Source organism: Roseivirga pacifica, from assembly GCF_900111145.1.
Lineage (GTDB): Bacteria > Bacteroidota > Bacteroidia > Cytophagales > Cyclobacteriaceae > Roseivirga > Roseivirga pacifica.
The window spans coordinates 522,578-548,249 of the sequence record NZ_FOIR01000002.1; the positions used below are offsets into that span (position 1 = coordinate 522,578).

Consider the following 25,672-nt stretch of genomic DNA (forward strand, 5'->3'; position numbering starts at 1 on the left):
CTCATCTATGTTATAAACACCTCATACGGCAAGTACCCTTAAAGGGTTATAAACTTTCTATCAATATTCTAAAAGCACGCTGCCTTAGCCACTCATATAAACTTGCAAAGTCACCTTTGAGTGAATGCCAATTTCGGCTATTTTCATGCTCATAAACTAGAGATATTATGAGCACATTGCGCGTTTTGAGAAAATCTACTGGCCTGATGCTGTTGGCTTTAGCCACTACATTCACGGCATTTGGCCAGCAAATCCCTGACAATGTCGTCAGCAAAATCGACTTTCGGGAAATCGGCCCTACCCGTCAAGGTGGGCGCTATGTAGAATTTGCTGTAGTTGCAGAGTCACCTAAAGTAATTTATGCTGCCACTGCATCTGGTGGCCTTTGGAAAACCGTTAACAACGGCCAATCTTGGAAACCAATCTTCGATAATGAGAATATCATTTCAATTGGTTCAGTAGCTGTAGATCAGCAAGATACAAGTACAGTTTGGGTCGGAACTGGTGAAGCCAACAACTCCAGAAGCTCTTATTGGGGAAATGGCATTTACAAGTCTACAGACGGTGGAAAAACCTGGAAGAACATGGGTTTACCAGAGTCTCACCACATAGGCAGAATTAGAATCGATCCGAATAATTCAGACATCGTATATGTGGCTGCCCTTGGCCACCTTTATTCAGACAACCCTGAAAGAGGTGTTTACAAGACCACCGATGGTGGAAAAACTTGGAATAAAGTACTAGAGGTTAAAAAAGGCAAGAAATTTATTGGTGTGGTAGACTTGGCTATGAGCCCAGACGACCCTAATACCTTAATTGCTGCAGCGTACGATAAAATTAGAACACCTTGGACTTTTAACGAAGGTGGAGAAGGCAGTGCGATTTACAAATCGACTGACGGTGGTAAAAACTGGAAAAAGCTTGGCGGTGGATTACCTGGCGGCTTTTTAGGAAGAATTGGCGTTGACTACGCGCCAGGAAATGCCAATGTGGTTTATGCCAACATTGAAAACGTAAACGTTGATGGAATTGGCGACAAAGAGCGCAGAAACATGCTCGAAGTAGGTATTCCTTTAAAAAGAAACCAATCAGTTAAAGGAACAGAAATGTACCGTTCTGATGACGGTGGTGAAACTTGGAGAAAAATAAGCCCTGATGGTGAAGATGTAGGCGGTTACCCTTCTTACTATTACCAACAAGTGCGTGTAGATCCTAATGATGAAGACCACGTTTATGTATTGGGTATTCGTGTTTGGGAAACCAAAGATGGTGGTAAGACTTGGGGAATGCCTTTCCGTTTTGGTGGGGACAACCACGCCATGTGGATCGACCCGGCCGACTCTGAGCATATAATGCTTGGCTACGACCACGGAATGGGTATTAGCTACGATGCTGGTGCTACTTGGTACCACCCTGATGAAAAGCCATTGGCACAGTTCTACGCGGTTGATGTAGACATGGCCTACCCTTACAATGTGTATGGCGGCTTGCAAGATAATGGCTCTGTAAGAGGCCCAAGTACTACAAGAAATGGCGGCCCTATTACCATGGAAATGTGGTATCGTACAGGTGGTGGCGATGGTATGTACAATGTGATTGACCGCAGCAACAACCGATACCTTTACAACGAGTCTCAGTTTGGCCCTTTGAGTAGACTAGACCTTGAGACAGGCGAGTCTAAAGGAATTCGTTATACGGGTGACAGAAACATGCGTTGGAATTGGAATGCTCCTATCGTAGTGTCACAACACAATTCTGACGTGATTTACCATGCGGGTAACAAGGTGTTAAAATCTACATTCCGTGGTGAAAACTGGGAAGAAATTTCTGGAGATTTAACGGACAACGATGAAGTGAAAGCTGCCGGTACTGGTAACATTCAATACGGAACTATTACCACTTTGGAAGAATCGCCACTTAATGCTGATGAGCTTTGGGTTGGTACCGATGATGGTAATGTACACGTAACTACCGATGGCGGTAAAAACTGGACAAACCTGAATGCAAACATTCCGAACAACCCGAGGTATTGGGTTACAAGAATTGAGGCTTCTTCTCACTTTCCGGGTACTGCATACCTAACATACAACGGTATGAGAAGAGATGACTTTACTGCATATGCCTATAAAACTACCGACTATGGTAAAACTTGGACTTCCATTGCCAACAACTTACCAAATGAAGGTGTAAACGTAATTCGTGAGGACTTCAAAAATCCTAACCTATTATTTGCTGGTACAGAACTAGGTACTTACGCCAGTATTGATGCTGGTAAAACTTGGACCAAGTTTATGACAGGCATGCCAACAAACCCAGCATATGACATGGTGATTCACCCTAGAGAAAACGAGTTGGTAGTGGCTACGCATGGCCGTGGTATTTTCATTGCGGATATTTCTCCGCTTCAGAATTTAACTACTAGTACCTTGAATGCCCCACTAACCGTTTCGGATGTAACTCCGGCCGTAAAATGGGTTCAAGGCTTAAACGCCAATTCTGCCTACACCAATTTTAATGGCGAAAGCAAACAAGTGGGATCACACGTTTGGTTTAAAGCCGGAAGCGCTGGCAAAGCTACCATTAACATTAGCCAAGGAATGAATACTGTATATAAAACTGAGGTTGATGCCGAAGCTGGACTGAATCACTTTGTTTGGAACTTTAGAAAAATCACTGGTGAACGTACCAAAGAGCAATTAGAATCGATGGTTAACCGCTACAAGAGGTTTGGAATGTCTGACGAGCAAATTGCAGCCAGAATGCCTGATATGAGATACTTTACGGCAGATGCACCAGAAGGCAACTACACCGTAACAGTAAGCATAAACGGTCAGAAAGAAAGCAAAGAGCTAATTGTTTTGAAAGACCACTGGTATAAAGACTAATTGATCTGTTTTAAAAAAACAGAAAGGCTACCACTCGAAAATTCGGGATGGTAGCCTTTCTTTTTATCGTGAAGGCTAATTTATCACTAAGTATTCAAGCCGAACCGTTACTCAATACCAGCTGAAACTGAGAAGGTCTGCCTTGCGAAAATTTGCTCTCCCTCTGCAGAAATACCCTGAACAATTACTTCATACTGACCTGGTACATCTGAGGTGTAAAAGCTCACTGTCTTAGAAGTTTCCGACAACTCGAAAGTAGGGTTCCAATAAAGGGTACGTCTGAAATCAGGTATGCTACTCAAAGAGCCAGACGATTGATAATCAGCATTTGGGTAAGCATCCTGTGCTATATAAACCCTCTTTTTAAGCATACCATCATAATCTACTCTAAAAGGGTTACTCGCCCCTGGTTTAAGATGAATTACCACAATGCCACTACCAGCAAACACACCATAAGGTCTTGCTTCATCATTAAACTTGTACTGAGCCTTTGCCTTATGGTCTTTAATTACGCCCGCACCATGAACATCTTCAATCGGAATATTCAGTATTTTCTCAACATCGCGAGTGGGAATTCCATCGACCAAGAACAACGGAGAATCATGATACATTCCACCAACGAACATTACACGAATATCCCTCTTGTTATCTCTATCCCAAGCCCTTACACCAGTTACAATCTCGTATAGGTACTCTGCAATGTTATTCATTTGCTCGTAATCGCTAGCCTTCTTATAGAACAGCGATGGTGCCATCATTAGATCGGTCTGTGGTTCCTGAATTTGCACAGGTACATCGTCATAAGCACCTGAAGCCACAACAGATTCTAATACCGATTTTTGTAAAGCATATTGCATCACTTGGTCATCAATACTTGGCGATTGAAAGGAAATGTCACCGATAGCTTGCGTATAATCTAAATCTGGTTCCTTCCATCCAAAGTCCATCTCACCTTCAAAATAGGCCACCAAATGGTCTTTGTATCGATCCTTCTCATAGTCCCACTCTGCGGTTGGCGGCACATATGGTTTGTTGCTAAATTGATTGAAATAGAAAGTCTTCTCTCCACCTGACAAATCTGTTAAATCGAAAGAATACACGCCATTGCTAACTTTATAAAAACCTTTGATCCTATGGTCCTCGGGAATAAAAGCATAGGGTCTTGAATCGGGTTGTAAATCCGTTTTTGGCAACAAATCGAATAATAGCCAAGCATGGTCTTGAGGTACTTTAAAGTCTAAGGCTTTGTTACTGCGTAAGTTAAATTTACTATAACCTGAGCCTTTTTCTATTAACACATCAGTTTCTCCAACTGGCCTTACCGCTATACTCAACTGGGCATTTGTTTGACCCGAAAGATTAACCACAACTTGCTCCTTGCTGTTAAAGCCACTTTTAGAAAGTGAAACAGAAATATTTTGACTGACTGGAGTTATTTCTTTTGAGTTTACGGCAAAATCAACTTGTGTTCCGCTGGCCTTCTCAAGCACTTCTGCCCTATTAAATATGGAAAGCTTCTTTCTAAACAGGTATTGGTCGGGCGATTCGCCCATATAACCCAAATGCAGCACATACTCATAGGATGGTATACTCAAAGGAAGGATAAACTGCCCTGCCGACCTACCGTCCTGTACCTTAAGGTTCTCCGACATGATAACCTCTCCGCTCGGATTTAGCAGCGTTAACTTCATAAACCGATTACCCTTAATAAGTCTACCACTTTTGCTATCGTAGTTAAAGAGGCTAAACCACAGTTTATCTCCACTTAGATAGAACGTTCTGTCCAGCTGAAGAAATACTTCTTGATTTTGTACTACTTCTGGCGAGTTATAGTCTTGTGCTTTAACCGAAGCAGCCAAAGCAATTGCCAGTAGCACTATGTAAATTCTTTTCATACCTATTTGTTCAACCCATTGGGCATAATTTGACCTTATTCAAATCGTTCTCTCCACCATTTTGGAGGTTTATTCTTATAGTTTTCAAAGTAGTTCTCGTCACTGCGACAGTCGTAGCACGGATGAAGCCAATAGCCAAAATCAGCACATGCCTGACCAGGACCACATGTATCTAATAAAGAACTTACCAAACAAGTTTCATTGTAGGTAACCCCGTATATTCCAAGATCCTCGAGCGTAATAAAAACTCTATCGACAGAAGCACTATGTACTCCAAAATAACCGAGAATAGGATTCGATTTACCATCAGCATCTACCCTATTAATGTTTCCTTTTACTGGGTACGGTGCCGTATCAAAAATACCACCCTGGTTACTAACTAAATCTTTCAGTGCTCGCCAATAACTAAAAGCTTCTTGTGACAGGCTAAGTTGATAGGCTTCTATCACAAATTGTTGCTCAAATCTTCCATTTAAAGTAATGTTATGAATATCATAGCTACTATTGTTGAGCAGTTTTTGGTTTGAAACATCAAATAACGGCAGTACCTCTGGTGAGTAATCACGAACAAAACAATTCCTAAACCTTTGCTCCCTTCTCCCTAACTCCTCTTCAATGGACGGACTTGTTTGTGTATTTCTATCTTTCATTCTATCAGCATCGATAATAAAATACTCTCCAATTTCCCACCTGTAATACTGTTCTTCAGCCCAAGAGTCATTATGCGCGGAGATTACTACCATGGAATCCAAAAAAACCTCATCACCTATAACCTGCTCAACTTGGTCATATCTAAAATTGATTCGAGCTGGATTTGAAGATGGTTTACTTAATGCTTCGTAAGCCGATTCATATCGCTGCCCATCCTCTGTTTCAACTATTAATTTGTAGACTTTTCCTGGTACAGCTTTAGCTAAAGAATCTGTTTGATACAAACCATCCTTGTAATATTTCAACTCAATAACACCGCCTTGGTCATCCACTATATTAACAATTGCATTCCTCACATACTCAACAGCTTCATTCTTTTTATTATCTATTGCTACGGGTCTATTAATCCTAACAGAATGTCTTCTTCCATTTAGATTTGTTAGATACCCTTCAATTACTAGTTGTTGCCCCACACTGTTAATGTGCTCGAATTCAAAAGGACTCGAACAAGCTAAGAGCATAATAGTCAATGTTATGGTTTTGATGTGTTTCATTGTTCAACTCTCTAATACACCCACCAGCTCGGAGGATTATTCTCATAATTTTCTAAAAATTCATAAAGTCTACAGTCTTCGCATGGATGTGGTGTTGTATACTCAATTGGTAGTTGACAAGGAGCAAATTCCTTATAAATACCAAGACTACTTTGGGTAATAAACTTTCTATCGAGGCTGGCATTGTAGACTCCAAAAAAACCAAGCTGCTCATTCTCTTCATCCGCAGCTGCATCAACCCTCTTAATATTTCCACTTACAGAATAAGGGCTTGAATCGAACAGACCACCTGAGTTCTGAGCTAAACTCTTGATCTCCTTCCAGTAGTTATAGGCATGTCTTGGCATAATTAATTGCTTAGCCTCAACCACAAAAACATATTCAAACTTGGGAGATATTCTAACATATTCGATCTCTTGTTGATAAGATCCGCTTGCAACGCCACTAATATCTTCATGGAGATAAACCTCCTGAGTAACGAAATCCTTAATGAAGCAAAACCTTAATGCCGTATCCTGTTCATGGCGTTGGTTCTGAAGCGTAAATTCAGGAGCTTCATCGGCCTCAATGATAAAATAATGGTTGATGTCCCATCGGTAAAAGCGGTTATTATCTTCCTTAATAATTTCAGCCTCAACAGTCACCCCTTGCTCTTCTTGTAGCGTTCCATTAACAATTATATCTCGACTATCAAGTTTGTATGACAGCCCAATAGGGTTACTCTGATCTTCTGGCAGCTGCTCGTATAACGACTCATAAACTCTGTCGTCATTTAAGGTTACGCGAACTTTATAGCTTTTACCAGGCATTGCGCGTACGTTTGGCGCTGAGGCATAAATGCCATTGTCACGATAGGTGAATTCAGTCTTATTCCCGTCATCATCAATCACCGAAACTGAAGCATTATCTACAAAGTCCAGTTCAACACCATTAAAATCAGCGAGTTTAGTCACGCGAGCAACTCGTATTTCATGAATTCCTTCCTCATCAGATAGATATCCATCAATCACTATTTCAGGGTTTGAGCTATCCTCATATATATAGTCATAAGGTTCAACACATGTTGAAACAGATAGTGAAACAAAACCCAAAAAAGCGATCTTTACAGCCTTCATTTAACTGAGCATTTTAATAGCCCCACCAACTAGGTGGGCTATTCTCATAGTTTTCAGGAAATTCATATAACCTACAATCTTGACACTGGTGAGGCCTAGGTTCCCCTCCTGGAGATGGTGGTACAGTACAAGGCGCAAACTCTTCATCTATACCTAAGCTCGCTTGTGTCATAAATTTTCTATCCACGCTGGCATTGTATACACCAAAGTAGCCCAACCCAACGACAGTACCATCTGGGTTGTCTGTTACCCTTGTAATATTGCCTATCACAGGAAAAGGTGCAGAATCAAACAATCCACCGGCATTTTCTGCCAAAGTTTGTATGTCTTCCCAATAGCGGTAAGCATCTTCTGCCATCACAAGTTGTCTGCCTTCAACCACAAATACATATTCAAACTTATTGCTGATGGGAATAAACTCAATCTCTGTTTCATAGGTATCACCCGGGGCATTGCTAATGTTTTCTAACAGATATAATTCCTGTGGGGGATAATCTTTAATAAAACAGAACCTAAGCTCAGTATCCGTCAGCCCTCGTTGCTCTTGAGGGTTTCTAAACCCTGGCCCTGCATCAGATTCTATTATAAAGTAGTGATTCATTTCCCAACGATAGAACTGATTCTCAGCACCTTTCTCCACTACTGCAGAAACCTTTACCCCTTGCTCCTCTTGAATAGTGTTGTTTACCAAAACATCCTGATAGCCCAATTCATATATAAGCTCTGATTCCATCGGTGCCGCCTCTGGCAAAGTCTGAAAATTAGACTCGTAAACAGTACCATTAATTAATGTTACCCTTACCTTATAAGCCTTATCTGGCAGGGCTTGCACCGGTCCCAATGACTTATAAACCCCTGCATCATCATGCTCAAAGCTTATCTCTGCACCTTGGTCATCAATAACTACAACAGTAGCATTGGTCACATAATCGGCAACTACACCGTTAAAATCTCCAATATGCGTAGTCCTGGAAACCCTTATTTGGTGCACCCTATGTTCATTGGATAGGTATCCATCTATCACAAAGTTCTCTTCTGTGTCCTTCTGAAATTCAAACTCGTATGGATCTACACAGGTAGAAAGCCCAACCAATACAAAGCCGTAAAGTAGTGTTCTAAGCGTTTTCATTAAAAGATAAAGTTGTAGCTAACAGATGGAACAAAACCGAGTATGGCCAACTTGTAGGCCCTAGATGTATCGGAGAAATAAATTGAATAGGCATTTTTACGACCATAAACATTGTAAATGGAGAAATTCCATTCGCTCTTAATCTTTTTGAACTTTGCGAAACCACGATCGATTGTTAACGATACGTCTAGTCTGTGGTAATCTGGGATTCTGAATTGATTGCGTTCCGAATAATTAGGAAACTGCCTATATGGCCCTATCTGATACACCGATGTTGGTGCGGTTATAGGCCTACCAGTGCTGTAAACAAAGTTGGCATTAAAGGTTATGCGTTTGGTTAATTGATGTGTAAACACCACACTAAGGTTATGTGGTTTATCATAATTGGCAGGGTACCAATTGCCGTTGTTTACGCTCTCTAGAGGAAACTCGCTAATTGCCCTTAACTCAGTGCGAGAATAGGTGTAACTGATCCAACCAGTGGTTCTTCCTTGTGTCTTTTTTAATGAAAGTTCAATTCCTTTAGCACGCCCCTCTCCTTGCAGCAAGTCAGTTTCTAAGGTCTCGTTCAACAACAAATTAGCCCCTCCTTTGTAGTCAAGAATATCATCAGAGCTTTTATAGTAAAGCTCGATGGAAGCCTCTATGGAGTTGTCATTAAAATTGCGAAAGTAACCAATGGTGTATTGGTCGCTGACGGCCGGCCTAATGTAGCTATTGCTCATTTGCCAAACATCTACCGGGGTGATGGCCGCTGTATTCGATACTAAATGCATGTACTGGCGCAGGCGGTTGTATCCTACTTTTATAGAGCTAGTTTCGTCCAGTGCATACCTTAAGCTAAACCTAGGTTCAAAACCACCATACTTTTGAATAGACTCCCCACTGCCATAAGACAGAGTATCAATAATACTACCGGTGGACATTGGTACGCCATCTTGATATACATAAACATCCTCTGGCCCAACGTTATTGAACATGGAATACCTTAAACCAGCATTTACACTTAGTTTTTCATTTACTGTCCAGCTATCGGCCAAGTAAAAGCCAAACTCATAGCCATTCTGCTCAGGAATAGTAATCTCTTCGGTATTTAAGGCGCCTGGCAAAGGCCTTAATTCGCCCTGATTGATTTCATATTTGGTCACTTTTCCGCCAAACTTGAGCTCGTGCATATCAAAGTGATTGCTTACAAATTCTTGTGAAGCCGAGAGGTAGTTAATCTTGGCATTCATTTCAAATTGATTCACTCCTTCCTCATCTTCTACATCGCTATAATACTGCCCAATAGAGGCATTTGTGTAAGAAAAGAACTTATCAGAAAAAGAATGATCCCAGCCAATACTACCCAGTTTGGTACCATAAGTATATACGGTATCGTTGGCCAGTTTAAAGTAATCTTTGCTCAAATAACCCGACAAATTCAGGTTATCTTTTGGCGAAATTTCATTGGAAATTTTAAGGTTAAGATCGTTGAATCCAGCCTTACTTTTCTTTAGGTCAATATCGTTATACTGTTTTAGCAACCAGTCGGAATAGGATATTCTACCCCCTACGGAAAATGAGCTCTTTTCTTTAATTATTGGCCCCTCTAATGAGAGTCGCCCCATCAATGAACCTATGCCGCCACGTCCATGAAACTCCTCTTTATCCCCTTCTTTAAGGTTTACATTAAGAACCGAAGAGAGCCTACCCCCCATATCGGCCTGAATACCTCCACCTTTATACAGGGTTAGGTCCTCCACCAAGTCAGGATTGAACACTGAGAAAAATCCGAACAAGTGCGATGAGTTAAACAGCTCTGATCCATCTTGAAGAATCAGGTTTTCCCCTACACTTCCTCCACGAACATTAAAACCAGCAGCACCTTCGCCCACTGTGGTTACTCCTGGTAAAAGCGTTAAACTGCGTACCACATCAGCTTCTCCCATTAGTACTGGCATGCGCTTTACCATTTGGATGTCCATTTTTTCCACGCCCATAACTACAGACTGTACATTTTCATCGGGGCCTTCAGCGGTAACGGTTACACTATTTAGTTCTGTCACTTGGTCGTATAAATCCATATTGAAAGTTCCGCTAGATTTAATATCGAGCATGGCTACGCCATTTTGGTAACCCAAAAAACTAAAGCGAAACTGTTGTTGCCCTATCGGCACTTCCATTTCATAGTACCCATCTTCATTGGTGGTTGTTCCTTTTGCTGAGCTAATAGCATAAACTACCGCACCCGCTACTGGGTCTCCTGTTTGCCCATCGGCCACATAGCCTTTTATGGTAGCCATATCGCCTTGTACAGCAGCATCGCTACCAACAGTAATTACTTGATCTAATGGTATCGGTCCTTCTGAACGGGCAGCATCTTCCGGACGAAAAGCAGTTTGAGGAATAACCACAAAAAGGGTTTTACTATACTGAAAAACTTTAAGGTCGATAGGCGCTAAGGCAGCATTGAGCACATTTAAAAGAGGTTCATTGGAATAGTCTCCAACAACACGTGCCTGTTTAAACCACTGCGGTTTATGGTATACCTTAATATTAAACTTAGATTGGCTCTCTTGAATAAATTGAGCAACGGGTGTGTCGTAAGTCCCTGATATCAAATAATCACTCTCAGATTGTGCATGACACCAAAAACTAACTCCTGCCAGAAAGGCTAAAAGTAGTGTTCGCAATTTCATTATAATTCGGTCTTGACCTTATTTACTGAAATTTTATGTCGCCATAGCGACTGCCACCACTTTATCGATTCAGTTTTCGGCTAGTTATCTTCAGTTTTAAAGGTTTTGGAATTTAATAAAAAATTAATCAAAACAACGTTTGTTAAAGGCTGAAAGGCAAAAAATTAGTGAGAAAGTTAAACTATTGTAACTCCATTAGCCTTGAACCTTTAATTAACACCACTTTCGAATTCATGTAGGGTTATGTAAAATGCTGACCTCTATAAACATCTTCTTTTAACCATCCTGTTTTACTCATCCTTTAATAAGTCCACCGGATTGGTTAGATAGGCCCTAACACTGTGGAAAGCAGCAGTACTTAAAACCACCACAAACGCGATAAGGATGGCTGAAATGATTAACCCAACTGGCAGATCAATTCTGTAGGCAAAGGAAGAGAGCCAATTGTTCATCCAATAATACACCAGTGGCAGAGCGATTAGCGTAGCCAATACTAAACGCAACAAGCTACTTAGATTTAGCACTTTTTGAATGGCCATAAAGCTTGCCCCGAGCACCTTACGAATGCTCATTTCCTTTAATCTACGTTTTACGGTATAACCTGAAATACCAAACAAACCAATAAAAGCAACCAAAGCAGCCACAACCACAAAAGTGTTAATCATGGTTATCATAATATTTTCTTGTTTGTACTGCGAATTGATCTGGTCTTCCAGAAAGAAAAAACTCATTTCATCTCCTCCGCTAACCGACTTATATTTCGCTTTTATAGCATCCATCGTAGTACCTACTTGGCTAGGATCTAGCTTTAATATCAAAGCACCAATACCACCATTTAATGGTTTGAAAAGAGTGGCTTCAATCGGTTCTTTTTTTGATAAGAAGTGAAAGTCTTCAACCACACCAATTATCCTTAGCTCCTTCCCTAACGATATTGTTTTACCAACAACACTGCCTTCAAACTCCAACTTTTGAGCAGCAGTCTCATTAATAATTACAAGGTTGGAAGAATCAGAATCCTCCGGTAAAAAACCTCTTCCTTCCTTAATTGGAATATTCAGCACGTCCAAATAATGCTCATCAACATCGAAATTATGCCAGCTAAAGTCGATGTTAGAATATCTGGTCATCCCCATTACTCGTGAAGGGACTGATGTTGCATAACTCGCGCCTTCAACCCCAGGCACAGCCAATAGTTCATTCCTTAATAATTGGTTTTTAGATGCTGCATCTCGAGAAAATCTTGAAATGACCACTTGGGCTTCTTTATCGAAACCAAGGTGCTCATTGCGCATAAAATACATTTGCTTATTGGCAGTAGCCGCTACACAGATCAACACAACAAAAACCACTATTTGGAAAACGCTTACTGTACTTATAAGGCGCTTAGTAGAAAAGCTCCCTCTTGCATTTCGAAAGATTTTAACAACGCTTAGCCGAGTACTCAGGTAAGCGGGATAAAGCGCACACAAAACAGCTACCAACAAAGCAAATACAAAGCCTTTGAACAATAAGACTGGCGCATCGAAAGCACCAAATTGTAAAGAGCGCCCTATAAGGTTTTCAAGTTGAGGTATGAGCACCTCCACCATTACTATTGCGATAACGAAGCTAAACATTACGTGCAGCACAGACTCGGCAATAAATTGCTTAAAAAGCTGGTTGCGGGCTGCTCCCACTACTTTACGAATGCCTATTTCTTTGGTGCGCTCTACCGACTGAGAGAGAGCCAAACTGATGTAATTGAAGACCGCACAAACCAATATAAATATGGCTACCAGCGTAAAGATGAAGATGTATTGCTTGTCGGTTTTCTCTTGAACTGGCCCCGCAGTATCTAAAGCAAAATGAACGTCTGCCAAAGGCTGAAGCATGAAGGGCTCTTCTTCCATCCCTTCATTGTACTTAGCAGCCAAGTCATCGATTTTAGCCATAACGCTTTTAGGAAAAACTCCCTCTGCCAATAAAACATATAGCTGATCACCATAGCTAACATTCCAGTTATTCATGTTATCTCCACGCCAACCGTTTACCGCCATAATTGGCACTACTACCTCAGCCTTAATGGAAGTTGTATTCGGCAGGTCCTTAAATACTGCTACCACTCTCAACGGTTCCGAACGACCTACTTTTACAAACTGGCCAATGGCTGCCACTGCAGATCCAAAATAACGAATGGCTTTTGTCTCATTCAGTAGCAGGTCAGTAGGGCTTTCTAATGCCCCTTCTTTACTCCCTGCAACAATATCCAAATCGAAAAACTTAAGAAAACCAGGGTCAACCGCTGCACTTTGTACATTATCAATGGAGTCTGCTATGCCAGAAATTAGGACATTCTTATTCCAATTCTCTAACCGGCTAAAAGCAACAACTTCAGGAATCTCTTCACCCAATGCTGGCCCTAGTGCAGGGGTAATCCCAGCATTTAGCTCGCCATTATCTCCCAACTCACCGTCACCTTGGACCACACGATAAATCTTATCGCGCTGCGAATGGAACCGGTCGTAAGCCAACTCATTCTGTAAAAACAGATAAATGATAAAGAACGACCCTAGGCCTATACTGAGCCCCAAGATATTTAGCCCAGCATAGAGTTTGTTTCTCTTTATATTTCTAATAGCAGTTTTGAGGTAGTTTTTTAGCATGGTGTTTTAGTCATGAATTGATGGAGAATGGGTTATTCATTCCTGAGTACTTCTGTAGGGTTCTTTCGAGTACTTAAATAGCTGTGTGCCCCTAATATGACAATTGCAATCAAAACAATAATGGCTACTGAGCTTAAACCAAAACTCTCAAGTCCTTCTATTCTGTATGGAAAAGCTTGGAGCCATTTTTCAACTAAGTAAAATGTAGTTGGAACAGACACAATAAAGGCTACAATCATCAGCCCTACAAAATGCTTATTGAGTGTTTCTAGGATGTGGAAATAGTTGGCGCCCAACACTTTTCTAATTCCAAGTTCCTTTTCCCTCGCATTACTTTCAAAAGTGGCCATAGCGAACAAGCCAAGGAAAGCCACTAGAATAACCATACCTGTTAGAATATTGAAGATGGTTTTGAGAGTAGTTTCAGTATCATAAAAATTAAAGCCTTGGGTTATGGTCTTCAGTTCTGTCATGCTTGGTGCAGACTTTAAACCAAACTCTTGCTTCATGGCCATTTCAACCTGAGCTATAACATCGGCCTTATTTCCAGCTCTGTATGAGAACTGAACCTCCCAGAAGTTTCTAGGAGAGTAAACTATAGATGCTGGTTGTATTTCCGATTTAGCCGAATCAAAGAAAAAGTCGCTTACAACCCCAACTACTTTTCTGCCATTAGGTAATTCTGCTCCTAAGGCCGGATTTAGTGCCAACTTCTTCTTTGCTGTTTCATTAATAATGGCAGCATTTCCAAGTTCAGACTCTGGCACTTGTGTAAAGTCTACTCCTTCAACAAACTCCAGTTGAAACACCTCATTGAAATTCTTATCTGCATAACCTGTCAAAAACGTTATAGCGAAATCTCGTCCATCTACCTTTATTTCCAAAGGAGGCGCTGGTGGAAAAATAGGAAGTGTGGCAGAGGTCACCACCTCAATTTGAGGAATAGACTCTAGCTTATTTTTAAGCACCTCATATTCCAAACGCTGACCTTCTTGTCGAACACTCATGGACATAATATGCTCCTCATTGTAGCCTTTGTCCATGTTAATGAGGAAGTCGGCTTGACTTCGAATGGCTAAAGCAGCGATTAGAAGACCCGAACAGATGATAAACTGAAATACAATCAGCGATTTTTTAAATAAACCGGCTTTGGTTTTGGGTTGCGCCCCTCTTAATACTGTCGACAAGTTGATAGAGCTCAACACAAATGCTGGATAGATTCCAGAAATCAACATTACAACAATCAGTAACAGCACCGGTAACACCAGCTGTGAAGGAGACTGCAAAAGATTGAATGAAAGCGATTTACCTATTAGCGAATTAATATAAGGCAAAGTCATTTCTACAGCTATAACTGCCAACACTAAGCTCCAAAATGAAACAAAGAGAGTCTCCACCATTTTGTTAGATACCAAACTTGCTCTGGAGGCACCTATCACTTTACGAATACCCATTTCCTTACTTCTGCTAATAGAAGCGCTAGTAGTAAGGTTAATGTAATTGAAACAGGCTACTAGCAAAATTAGAGTTCCTATTAAACTAAATATGTAGATGTATTTAACCTGACCTCCGAACATATCATTGTTATATCGCTGGGTCTGCTGGCTCAAGTATAAATCTGAGAATTTCAGGTAATCATATCCGGCAGCTATATCTTCTACACCATTCCTAGCTAAAAGCTTTTTAGTATCGTCAAAGAGATTATCCAAGTTGAAGTCTTCCTTGAGTAAGAAGTAATTATATCCTGTTCCATAAACCCACTCTCCTTCTGAATCTTTGTATCTAGAGTCTGGGTTATTAGTTGAAGCCACAATATCGAACCTCAGATGTGAGTTAGTTGGAATTGGGTTTAGAACGCCAACCACCTTCAGTTCACCCTGACCCTGAATGCTTATCATTTTATCTAGCGGATTCTCACCAGAGAAAAGAGATTCAGCCAATTCGGAAGAAATTACAACATCAGTTGGCTCAGAAAGTGCCGTAGTTTCATTACCGTACTTCAGACTAAAATCAAAGACTTCGAAAAGTTCTGGAGAAGAATAATAGAACTGATTGGTCTGAACCCACTCATCACCTAGCTGATAGTATTTCCAGTTGTTTCGGCTAATATTTACGGCACTTACTACTTCAGAACTTTCTTCCTTCAGTGCCTTGAGCAAGGCATACGATGGCCTGACATTAAATTTCTCTCCATCCTCTCGCTGCATTTCCAAAGAGGACATGAAGATATTATCGGCATTCTCATGCCAGCGGTCAAAAGTCAATTCATCCTTTACGTAAAGTGCTGTAATGAGAAAACAGAACATACCAATTGCCAAACCCAAAAGGTTGACAAGTGAGTAGAGTTTTTGTCTCTTAAAGCCTCTGTAGCCTGTTTTTAGAAAGTGTTTTAGCATATCTGTTAGTTTTATATTTTAGGTTTTGTGTTTCATGTTGGCTCAACTTTGAGCTTAAAACTTTGAACTTTGAACTGGTTTACTCATTCCTTAAAGAATCAACAGGGTTGGCATTGGCTGTTCTGTAGGATTGAATACTTACCGTTAGCACCGCAATAAAGAGGGTGATAAATGTTGGCACAACAAAAACCAACACCCCTAAATCGATACGGAAAGCAAAATTGGACAGCCAATCGTCTAGAAAGAAATATGCAGCGGGAATGGCTATAATAGCCGAAATAGCCACCAGTTTAGTGAAACTTAGATTAAGCATAAACACCAGCTCTCTCACGCTTGCTCCCAAGACCTTTCTAACTCCAATTTCCTTCTGTCGCTGCTGAGATGATAGGTGCGCCATTCCGAAAAGCCCCAAACATGAAATGATAATGGCAATGATAGTGGCACTCGTGATAATTGACCTCCAGCGCTTTTCTTCGAAGTACCTTGCCCTGTTTTGCTCTTCAACAAACGAAAAGCTTAGTGGCGAATATGATTCTACCTTCTTCCAAGCCTCGCTTAGTTTACTTTCAATTTCACTGGCATAACCTGAGCTATACTTTACGTTAACTTTATTGAATTTTCCTTTCTCAGCACTACCTGCCTGCAAAGCAATGGGAGAAACACCATTTTTGGCCGAAGTGTAAATGAAGTCATTTACTACTCCAACTATTCTGTAAGCATCCTTTGGCTCATCACCCCCACTCGTAATGAAAAGCCCTATTGGGTCTCCATCATACTTGATTTTCTCTAGGAATTTCTGGTTGACAACAATGTTGCTCAAGGTATCTTCCCCCCTTACATAAAGATCTTCATTCTGATTGATATTTCTGCCTTGAAGCAGTTGCAGACCCATTACATCAATAAAACTTGTATCAATGGCCGAATACATACAGAAGAACTCTTCCTCACCATAGCCCATAGATGTTGCCGAGGAGAAATCTCCCCCAAGTGAGACGTTAACGATATTCGGGTCTTTTTTCAGCTCGCTGGTGATAATATTGGCTTGCTTCTCACTCCCCCTTATGTTTAAGGCCACCATGTCCTTATCGTCATATCCCAAATCGGTTTTAAGCAGGAAGGATATTTGCTGGTTCATGCCAATAGTACCAATAACCAGAATCGCAGCAATAGCAAATTGAAAAAGCACCAGACCTTTTGTTAAATACTGCTTGCCACTCATTTTAACTTTGCCCGAAAGACTTTTGAGTACCGAAAAACGAGAGACAAAAAACGCAGGATAAGACCCCGCTAACAATCCACTAACCGCCACTACTACAAGGCAAGCGCTGATCAAATAAGTGTCGTTCCAAACACCATCGATAAAAGTCTTATTGGTTAACTGACCGAAGGTGGGCAAGAGCATTTCTGCCAAAATTAACCCCAACACAAAGGCTATAAGCGAAACATAAAAGGCCTCTCCCAAGAATTGCAGCATAATTTGTTTACGCTGTGCGCCCAACACTTTGCGCAAACCAATTTCTTTGGCACGAGGAATAGATCGGGCTACTGAGAGATTCGCAAAATTGATACACGCTAGAATTAAAATAAGGAGTCCAATTCCCCCAAGAATGTAAGAGTATGTCGGGTCACTGGCATTGGCAACTCCTGAGCTACCTTGAACCGCTGTATTAAGGTGGAAACTCTTAAGTGGCTCTAAGTAGCTTACAATACCGCTTGCCCATGAATCTTCGTCCGGATTTAGTTGTAAACGAACTTCCCTCAACTTTTTTTCAACTTCTTTGGGATCAGAACCTTCCTTTAGCATAAGAATTGAAGTATTTCCTACGCTATTCCATGCCCTGGCGGGATTCATATTCTTAAAGTCGTTCGACTTTTCTATCGGAAAGTAAATATTCGGGTTGAGTGATGAATTAATTGGAAAATCTTCAAAAACAGCCTCAACAATAAACTGCTCAAGTTTCCCTTCCAACTTAATGGTCAGTTCTTCTCCCGCTACATTTACTCTATCCAAATACTTCTCAGCTATACTTCTGGAAATGACAATTGAGTTGAGGTTGTCCAATGCGCCCTCAAGCGAACCATCTAAAACCTGATAATCGAATATTTCGAAAGTACCGGGATCAGTAAAGAGCGCACCATACTGGCTCACATACTCCTCACCTTTCTTTATCACCAAGGCCGTGCCTTTATATCTGGTAAAAACCTCAATCTCAGGAATTCTATCTGCATATTCCTTGGCCTCAACCAAGTTACTGGCACCCATTAAATCCTTATTACCAAACCAATCTATCTCTGAGTTGATGCGATAGATTCGGTCTACATTGGTATGGAACCTATCGTAAGTCAATTCATCCTTTACATAGAGGAAAATGAGCAAACAACAGCAAATCCCCACGGCAAGCCCAAAGACATTGATGAATGAATACCCTTTGTGTTTTTGGATATTTCGAATGGCGATTTTTAGATAGTTCTTGAGCATAATTGATTCATGGTTTAAGGTTCATGGTCAAATGCTCGCAAACTGGAACTTCAAACCTTGAACGTTGAACTAGTTTTATTCCGTTCTTATGGCATTTACAGGGTTTGAATAAGCCGATTTAAGCGACTGAAATATGAGAATGGCCCACACGACAGCAATTAGTACTACAAGCGGCAGCAATAACGTAAGCGGTGTAATGGCAATATTATACACAAACTCATCGAGCCACTGCGACATAAAGTGATGCACTAAAGGCAGCGTAATAATGGCCACCACAAGAATCAGCTTGGTTATGCCACTGTTGAGCAGCCAAATGAGTTGAGCCATATTGGCGCCCAAGATTTTACGGATTCCCACCTCCTTATTGCGCGACTCGGCTATAAAGATTGATAAACCAAGAATTCCCAAACCTGCAACTATAATGGCAAGCACTGTAAAGGTGCTAAACACCTGAGACAGTTTTTGCTCCTTTTCATATTTGGCTGCAAAAGCATCGTCTAAAAACTTATAATCGAATGGATAATCGCTGGCGAAACTTTGGAAAGTAGCCGATAAATGATCCATCGCAGCTCTAACATTTCCACCAGCAAGCTTCACATAAGCGTAAGAGAAACCACTTTTAGATGGCACCATTACCAAAGGTTCAATCGCAGTTTTGGCCGAACCATAAATGAAATCGTCAACCACACCCACTACGGTATACCCATCTAGTTTTTTACCAATTGGTTCTTCCCAGCCGAACTCTTCTTGAGCAGTCTTATTAATCAGTACTTCTTTTGTCTTTAACTCTCCTTCTTGTGGAAATCCCTCACCCTGACTAACCGTTAAGCCCAACCGATCTACAAAGCTTTTTTCTACAGGCATATACGTTACAGGCAGCGATTCCTCCATGCCTTCTGGGGTTAGGTAAAGCGACCAGGCACCTTCAAAAACAGAGAATGATGCACCCGTAACAGATGCTATAGCAGGATTTTTAAGCAGCTCCGTTTTAAAAGTCTCATACTTTTCGCTCACTCCTTTATCTTCCATCGAAACGCCAACAATTTGGTCGTGCTCAAAACCCAAATCAATATCTGACATGTACTTGAACTGCTGCTGTACGATCATGGTAACAGAAATAAGTCCTAGACAAATAAAGACTTGAAAGCCAACCAAGGCTGTTCTAAAAGCCGAACCCTTTTTACCCGTAGTTACTCTACCGGAAAGCACCTCGATGGCATTGAAGCGAGAAAGGAAAGTTGCAGGATAAATACCGGCTAGCAAGCTTACCAGAGTGGTAATTAGCAAGAGTACTACGTAAGTTTCTGGCACACCGTAGTCTATGCCAATGGACTTTCCTACAAAGCTGCTAAGTATTGGAGAACAGATCTCAACCAAACAAATGGCGATTACTAAGCCTATAAAGGTGATTACAAACGACTCGGTGAGAAACTGTCGGGCTAATTGCGCCTTGTGCCCGCCTACGGTTTTACGGATACCCACTTCCCTAGATCGCTTGGAGTAACGGGCGGTGGCCAAATTCATGTAGTTGATTATAGCCACTGCAAGAATAACAATGGCGATGATAAGGTAAAGCTGAGCTTTGTCCTTCTCTCCTTTTTTGCCAAAATAACCATGGCTCAAATCAGAAAAGTAAACCTCATTTACGGGTACTAATTTTACCTCACGGTTTTTCTGATGCGGCTCAAGTGCCACTTCCATTTTCTTTTCAATGGCGGCCAAGTCAACGCTAGGCTCGTTTAGCTTTATGTATAAAGGAAAGGCCGAAACTACACCCCAATCGAAAACGGTTTTGTCCATTTTAAAACTCGAACCAGAAAACAACGCATCATTGGCGTTCTCAAAAGAAATCATGTAGTCAAAATCTACATGGGTGTTGTCTTCAACATCTTGAAAAACGCCACTGATCTGAAAAGTGCCCAAGCCTACAATCTCTACAGTTTGATTAATGGCCGCAGCGGCAGTTCCAAAAGCAGTTTCGGCAGTTGACTGAGACAGCAACATATCTCTTTTACCAAGGCTTAGGCGGCCACCTCCTGGCGCGGCCTTTACTTCGAAAAAGTTCAGTGCTGATTCATCGGTATAGTAGATTTTCTCTACCAAAAACCGCTGGTTGTTCATTTTGAGCACCTTATTGGCCATGGCTCCAAACCTTGCCTTATCCGTAATTTCAGGCACTTGCTCTACCATTAAAGGCCCCATTGGCGCCATGGTCTGCATGGCATAGTTCACAATTTGGTCCGTGGTGTCATTTAAGTACACCTGATAGATTAAGTCCTTGTCTTTTAGGTGTTCATCATAACTAAATTCTACCCGAACGAATAGGCCAAGCATAATAAATGCAGCTAAGCCAATGGATAAACCAAATACATTGATAAGCGTGTAGCCCTTGTTTTTAAGCAAGTACCTAGTAGCAGTTTTGAAGTAGTTTTTTAACATGAGTTTATATTGTTTTTGACCTTATTCGTTTCTTAAAATATCCACCGGATTTTTTCTAACAGCACGCATTCCTTGCGTAGTAAGCATTACTACCGCCAGCAATAGAATAAAGCCGCCAGTGATTATGTAGACCGTAGTTGTTGAAGCAATTCTATATGGAAAAGACTCTAACCATGAGCCAATTAAATATTGAGTGATTGGAACTGAGATAAGGATGGAAAGCCCAATTAAAGCTAGAAAGCCTGTATTGAGCCTTTTTAAAAGTGCCAAATAATTAGCTCCGAGCACTTTTCTAATGCACAACTCTTTCTCTCGCAGTTGGCTTTCGAATACGGTTAGTGCAAAAAGCCCGAGTCCTGCAACAACTACAAGCATAAGTGTAAGCACATTGAAGATAAAAGAAAGCGCTTCTTCCCTCTTAAAAGCATTATCGAAATAGTGCTCAACAACTACATAATCAAATGGTGCTTCGCCTCCCAATTCTTCCCAAACAGATTGAGCATAAGCAACAACCTTCTGCTCGTCTCCCGCTTTGTACCTTAATAGTACATTACTGAGTTCCTCCATATTATAGGCGATTATTTGCGGGCCAATCTTCGACTTTGCTGAGCTTGTGTGGTAGTCTTTTATAACACCAACAATCCTCATTTGGCTATCAGGTATTTTAGTGTTTATCGCTTCTTCTGCAGTTAAGTCAAGTAGTTTAAGTGCCTCTTCATTTATAATTACCCCATTCTCCAACTTCGATTCTTCAACTTGCTCAAAGGAACTGCCTGCAATCACTTCTAAACCAGCTACTCTAACAAAGGCTTTGTCTGCTGAGCTATAATCAAAAAACTGTTGTTTCTTCTCTCCTTCACCAACGTTTATCATCATGGCCCCTCCTGTTCTGGGGATTGGGCCTGAAGCTACCCCCTGAATAAGCGTTGACCGCTCAAGTTCATTTCTTAAGGCCTCGTTCTTATCGTAAATGCCATTTTTTCTAATATCGATGCTGATAATGTTCTCGCTATTATATCCTAAATCTAAGTTGATCATATGATTGGATTGAGAGCGAATGATGATAGCACTTGCCAAAACCCCTGTACAAATTGTAAATTGAAGTACTATCAATGATTTTCGAATTAAGGCTCCGCTGGCATTTGGCGTTTTTCCTTTAAGTGTTGCCGATAAATTAAATCGGCTACCAATTAATGCGGGGTATATACCCGACAATATCATGATTAAGAGCAACACAGCTACAGGCAACATCAGTACAGAAGGATCACGAGTTACCTCCAAATTCAGGTTTTTACCTAGTAACTCATTGATAGAGGGAAGCGTGAGTTCTAATGCTATAATGGCTAAAATGAGCCCCAGCAAGGCTATAAAAAAGGTCTCTCCCAGTTGGATAAAAATCAGCCTCAATTTCGAAGCACCAACTACCTTTCTGATGGCAAAGTCCTTTGCCCTAGCGAAAGACCTTGAAGTAGTAAGGTTGATGTAGTTGAAAGATGCAACAAGCAGCATCAAGACGCCAATAATGCTAAAAATGACCACGTACTTTTGTTGTCCGCCAAACATGCTATTACCAGTGCGCATAGCTTTTCCGCTCATATACAATTCAGAAAACCTATTAAACTGGTACGGCATACTTACCTCTTTACCAGTATGCTCTTTATACATCTCTGCGGTTTCGGCCGACAGTTGGTCTAGATCATAATGTTCCTCTAGCAACAGGTAGTGATACCCACTCCCAAACTGCCAGTTATTCTCAACTCCTTCATAGGGTGACTTAGAGAAATCGATAGGCGCCAAAAAGTCAAACTGTAAATGAGAATTGCTTGGTATGGGTCCTAGCACACCGGTCACCTTATAGACTCCAAGCCCTTCTACTTCAATATGATTTCCTAATGGGTTCTCCCCTTTAAAGTGCTTTGATGCAATCTCATAGGAAATTACGATTCCATTCGGCTGCTCAAGTGCTTTATCAGGGTCTCCAATGGACAGTCTAAAGTCGAAAATCCTAAAAAGAGCACTTGTGGTAAAAACAAACTGTTCCGTCTTAAACTCTTCATCGTTGATTGAATAATCTTTTCGGAAGTTCCCGCTAATGTTTACAAAGTCCTTTACTCCAGGGTTCTCATCAACCCAAGCCTGCCCAATGGCGTAAGGTGGTCTTAGCATCATTGAGCCACGTTCGGTTTCTAAAACTTGCTGTGGCATGTAGATATTCTCTGCGTTCTTATGCCACTTATCGTGGGTTAACTCATCCTTTACATATAGCGAAGTGAGTAGAAAACAGAAAATACCTAACCCTAACCCTAGAATATTCAGGAATGCATAGTAGCGTTCCCGCTTTAAGAGTTTGATGCCACTTTTAAGGAACTGTGTGAGTTTATTCATATCTCAGTGCTTTAATGGGGTTGGAAAAGGCAGCCCTTAACGATTGGTAAGAAACTGTAATTAAGGCTACAGCAATGGCTATTATGCCCGAAACCGCAAAGTAGTACCAGCCCAAGCCAATGCGATAAGCAAAGCCAGCCAACCATTTGTCCATAATAAAATATGCCAATGGCCAGCCAATCAAATTGGCAACTAGTACAATTCTTAGGTACTCTTTGGAAAGTAGAAAAACAATGCGCTGCACATCGGCTCCCAGTACTTTTCTAATCCCAATTTCTTTAGTGCGTTTTTCAGCCAAATAAGAAGCCAGACCAAACAAGCCCAGGCAACCGATGGCAATAGCAAGCACCGTAAACGACAGGATAATTTGACCCAGCTGCTGATCTTTTTCGTATTGAGCGCGCACAGTATCATCTACAAACTTTAAGTCGAAAGGACGGCTAGGTACAAACTGCTCCCATACCTTTTCCATATCTGCCTTTACTTGCGGCAAGCGCTCCATATTTACCCGTGCATAGATAATCGACTTATAGTTCTGCCTGCCAGTGAACACAGCCAGAGGCTCAATCTCTTTATGCATACTGGCTAAGTGAAAGTCCTCAATCACCCCTACAATTGTACCCACCATGCTTTCATCAATACCAAAGCGCACACCAATCGCTTCTTCGGGAGTCATTTCCAAGGCTTCAATGCCAGTCCGGTTCACCAAATAGTAAGTGGTACTATCTATATCCGACTTGTTTTTAAAGCTTTCTCCGGCAATCAATTCAAAGCCAAAAGTTTCCAGAAAGTCCTCATCTCCATTCATTCCTCTAAAGGAGATATGGAAATCGTCTGGCCTATCTTCCAAAACAGAGCCCCATCCGGAAAGCACATTGCTGATCATGTTATTCGAACCGGTCACTTCCTCAACACCGGTTACATTCATAAAGCCATTTTTGAGCGAATTGTAGGCACGCCTAACCTCACGACTGCCCATTTGCATGTAAACAATCTGCTCCTGATCATAACCCACTTCTCGCTTCTGAATAAAATTGAGTTGGTTGTAAATCACCAAAGTACCTGTAATCAGAAACACGCTTACCGCAAATTGAACGGTTACTAAAACCCTTCTAAAAGCATTCCCCCCTTTGGGCGAAAAAGTACTCTTAAGCACTTTGGCAGGCTGAAATGAACTAAGGAAACTGGCGGGGTAACTTCCCGCAATAATGCTTACAAATATGATGACACACGCCAAACCGGGAAGCAAGTATGAGTCGCCAAACAAGTCGATACTTAGGTTGGTATTAGCCAGGTTGTTAAAGAATGGCATAAGCAATTCGGCCATTACCACACCAATAATTACCGCCACAGTAGTTACTAAAAAGGTTTCGCCATAAAACTGCCAAATCAACTGCTTGCGGTATGCGCCCAAAACTTTGCGTACGCCTACTTCCTTAGCCCGTTTTTCAGACTTTGCAGTACTCAGGTTGATGTAATTGATACATGCGATGAGCAAGATAAAACCGGCAATTGCCACAAGGCTATAAACAAGGTTCTTAGATATCTTCTCGGGATAATCGCTGCCTTTTGTGGTAGTAAAATGCATTTCGGTTAGCGGCTCCATTTCAAAACTCATCGCTAAGCCTTGTGCCGCAAAAGCTTCCCCTACTTCATCATAAATCAATTGATTGGCCTTTTCCAAGTATCGCTCAGCCGCCTGCTCATCCCTTAGCTTTACATAGGTATAATAGTTCATCGGAAACCAGCGCTCACTCGGTGGGTTACCAATGGTGTTGATAGAAAGTAAGAAATCGAACGATAGTGAGGTTTTGCCCGGAAAGTCATTGATTACACCAGTAACTTTTGCCTCGCTACCATTTACACTCAATACCTTACCAACCACATTACTGGTAGAGCCAAAATATTTTTTAGCGGTTTTGGCCGTAAGTACCATAGCATTTGGCTCCGATAATGCTACTTCCCTGTTCCCTTCTAAAAATTGATGTTCAAAGACTTTAAAAAAGCTGGTATCGGCATAATAAGCTTCGGTTTCTAAAAACGACTGGTCTTCAAACTCAACCAACATTTCCCTTCCAAGGCTCCAATCATACACAAGTGTCATTTCCTCCGTTTCGGGAATTGACTGTTGCGAGATAGTTGTAAGGCGAGCAGGAGAAACAGCAATATGCTCTACCCTTCCACTGGTTTCATAAACCGATGTAACCCGATAAATCTGATCTGCATTCGGATAAAAGCGTTCGTAAGAAAACTCATCACGCACATAGAGCAAGATGACAATACAGGCCATAATACCCGATGAAAGACCGAAAATATTTATCAGCGAATAGGACTTTTGCCTCTTCAATGATCTTAGTGCCACGTTAATGTAGTTTCGAAACATAATGTTGTTGTTTTGTTGACCTTCGGAACCAATTC

The 25,672-nt window shown here is 41.3% G+C and carries 12 protein-coding genes; 1 reads left to right on the plus strand and 11 read right to left on the minus strand.

The genetic code is table 11. From position 1 onward, the window contains the following. Nucleotides 1-167: 167 nt before the first annotated feature. The gene (locus BMW98_RS11120; protein ID WP_090258660.1) at nt 168-2,885 is read left to right on the plus strand and encodes a VPS10 domain-containing protein; all 2,718 of its coding nucleotides are present in this window, start codon (nt 168-170) and stop codon (nt 2,883-2,885) included. A gap of 107 nt (nt 2,886-2,992) precedes the next feature. Here BMW98_RS11120 and BMW98_RS11125 read toward each other — a convergent pair whose 3' ends face one another. The 11 genes from BMW98_RS11125 to BMW98_RS11175 form a co-directional block, all read right to left on the minus strand. After that, a complete protein-coding gene (locus BMW98_RS11125; RefSeq protein WP_090258661.1) occupies nt 2,993-4,780 on the minus strand; it encodes a hypothetical protein in 1,788 nt (595 codons plus the stop codon). Nucleotides 4,781-4,815: 35 nt separating this feature from the next. Beyond that, on the minus strand, nt 4,816-5,985 hold the full coding sequence (locus BMW98_RS11130) for a DUF4249 domain-containing protein (RefSeq protein WP_090258662.1): 1,170 nt from the start codon (nt 5,983-5,985) through the stop codon (nt 4,816-4,818). An 11-nt stretch (nt 5,986-5,996) separates the two neighbouring features. Next, nucleotides 5,997-7,100: a DUF4249 domain-containing protein gene (locus BMW98_RS11135; RefSeq protein WP_090258663.1), complete on the minus strand. Its 1,104-nt coding sequence runs from the start codon at nt 7,098-7,100 to the stop codon at nt 5,997-5,999. A gap of 13 nt (nt 7,101-7,113) precedes the next feature. Next, entirely contained in the window at nt 7,114-8,229 is a 1,116-nt protein-coding gene (locus tag BMW98_RS11140) for a DUF4249 domain-containing protein (RefSeq protein WP_090258664.1), read from the minus strand. Next, nucleotides 8,229-10,910 (minus strand): TonB-dependent receptor, encoded by a 2,682-nt coding sequence (locus BMW98_RS11145; protein WP_090258665.1) that lies wholly within the window; start codon nt 10,908-10,910, stop codon nt 8,229-8,231. The genes BMW98_RS11140 and BMW98_RS11145 overlap by 1 nt, the downstream gene beginning before the upstream one ends. 290 nt (nt 10,911-11,200) lie before the next feature. After that, nucleotides 11,201-13,555 (minus strand): ABC transporter permease, encoded by a 2,355-nt coding sequence (locus tag BMW98_RS11150; protein WP_090258666.1) that lies wholly within the window; start codon nt 13,553-13,555, stop codon nt 11,201-11,203. Between the two features lie 32 nt (nt 13,556-13,587). Then, on the minus strand, nt 13,588-15,951 hold the full coding sequence (locus BMW98_RS11155; protein WP_090258667.1) for an ABC transporter permease: 2,364 nt from the start codon (nt 15,949-15,951) through the stop codon (nt 13,588-13,590). Between the two features lie 79 nt (nt 15,952-16,030). Then, nucleotides 16,031-18,430, minus strand: coding sequence for an ABC transporter permease (locus BMW98_RS11160; protein WP_090258668.1), 2,400 nt, complete (start codon nt 18,428-18,430; stop codon nt 16,031-16,033). 75 nt (nt 18,431-18,505) lie between these two features. Further along, a complete protein-coding gene (locus BMW98_RS11165) occupies nt 18,506-20,869 on the minus strand; it encodes an ABC transporter permease (protein WP_090258669.1) in 2,364 nt (787 codons plus the stop codon). A 21-nt stretch (nt 20,870-20,890) separates the two neighbouring features. After that, complete coding sequence (locus tag BMW98_RS11170; RefSeq protein WP_090258670.1) at nt 20,891-23,254, minus strand: ABC transporter permease; 2,364 nt, start codon at nt 23,252-23,254, stop codon at nt 20,891-20,893. Beyond that, a complete protein-coding gene (locus BMW98_RS11175) occupies nt 23,247-25,637 on the minus strand; it encodes an FtsX-like permease family protein (protein WP_090258671.1) in 2,391 nt (796 codons plus the stop codon). Before BMW98_RS11175 ends, BMW98_RS11170 begins: the two co-directional genes overlap by 8 nt. Nucleotides 25,638-25,672 lie beyond the last annotated feature (35 nt).

Excerpts from the sequence above, each read along its gene's own strand:
- BMW98_RS11120 (WP_090258660.1), top strand. The coding sequence starts at position 168 with ATGAGCACATTGCGCGTTTTGAGAAAATCTACTGGCCTGATGCTGTTG.
- BMW98_RS11125 (WP_090258661.1), bottom strand. The coding sequence starts at position 4,780 with ATGAAAAGAATTTACATAGTGCTACTGGCAATTGCTTTGGCTGCTTCG.
- BMW98_RS11130 (WP_090258662.1), bottom strand. The coding sequence starts at position 5,985 with ATGAAACACATCAAAACCATAACATTGACTATTATGCTCTTAGCTTGT.
- BMW98_RS11135 (WP_090258663.1), bottom strand. The coding sequence starts at position 7,100 with ATGAAGGCTGTAAAGATCGCTTTTTTGGGTTTTGTTTCACTATCTGTT.
- BMW98_RS11140 (WP_090258664.1), bottom strand. The coding sequence starts at position 8,229 with ATGAAAACGCTTAGAACACTACTTTACGGCTTTGTATTGGTTGGGCTT.
- BMW98_RS11145 (WP_090258665.1), bottom strand. The coding sequence starts at position 10,910 with ATGAAATTGCGAACACTACTTTTAGCCTTTCTGGCAGGAGTTAGTTTT.
- BMW98_RS11150 (WP_090258666.1), bottom strand. The coding sequence starts at position 13,555 with ATGCTAAAAAACTACCTCAAAACTGCTATTAGAAATATAAAGAGAAAC.
- BMW98_RS11155 (WP_090258667.1), bottom strand. The coding sequence starts at position 15,951 with ATGCTAAAACACTTTCTAAAAACAGGCTACAGAGGCTTTAAGAGACAA.
- BMW98_RS11160 (WP_090258668.1), bottom strand. The coding sequence starts at position 18,430 with ATGCTCAAGAACTATCTAAAAATCGCCATTCGAAATATCCAAAAACAC.
- BMW98_RS11165 (WP_090258669.1), bottom strand. The coding sequence starts at position 20,869 with ATGTTAAAAAACTACTTCAAAACTGCTACTAGGTACTTGCTTAAAAAC.
- BMW98_RS11170 (WP_090258670.1), bottom strand. The coding sequence starts at position 23,254 with ATGAATAAACTCACACAGTTCCTTAAAAGTGGCATCAAACTCTTAAAG.
- BMW98_RS11175 (WP_090258671.1), bottom strand. The coding sequence starts at position 25,637 with ATGTTTCGAAACTACATTAACGTGGCACTAAGATCATTGAAGAGGCAA.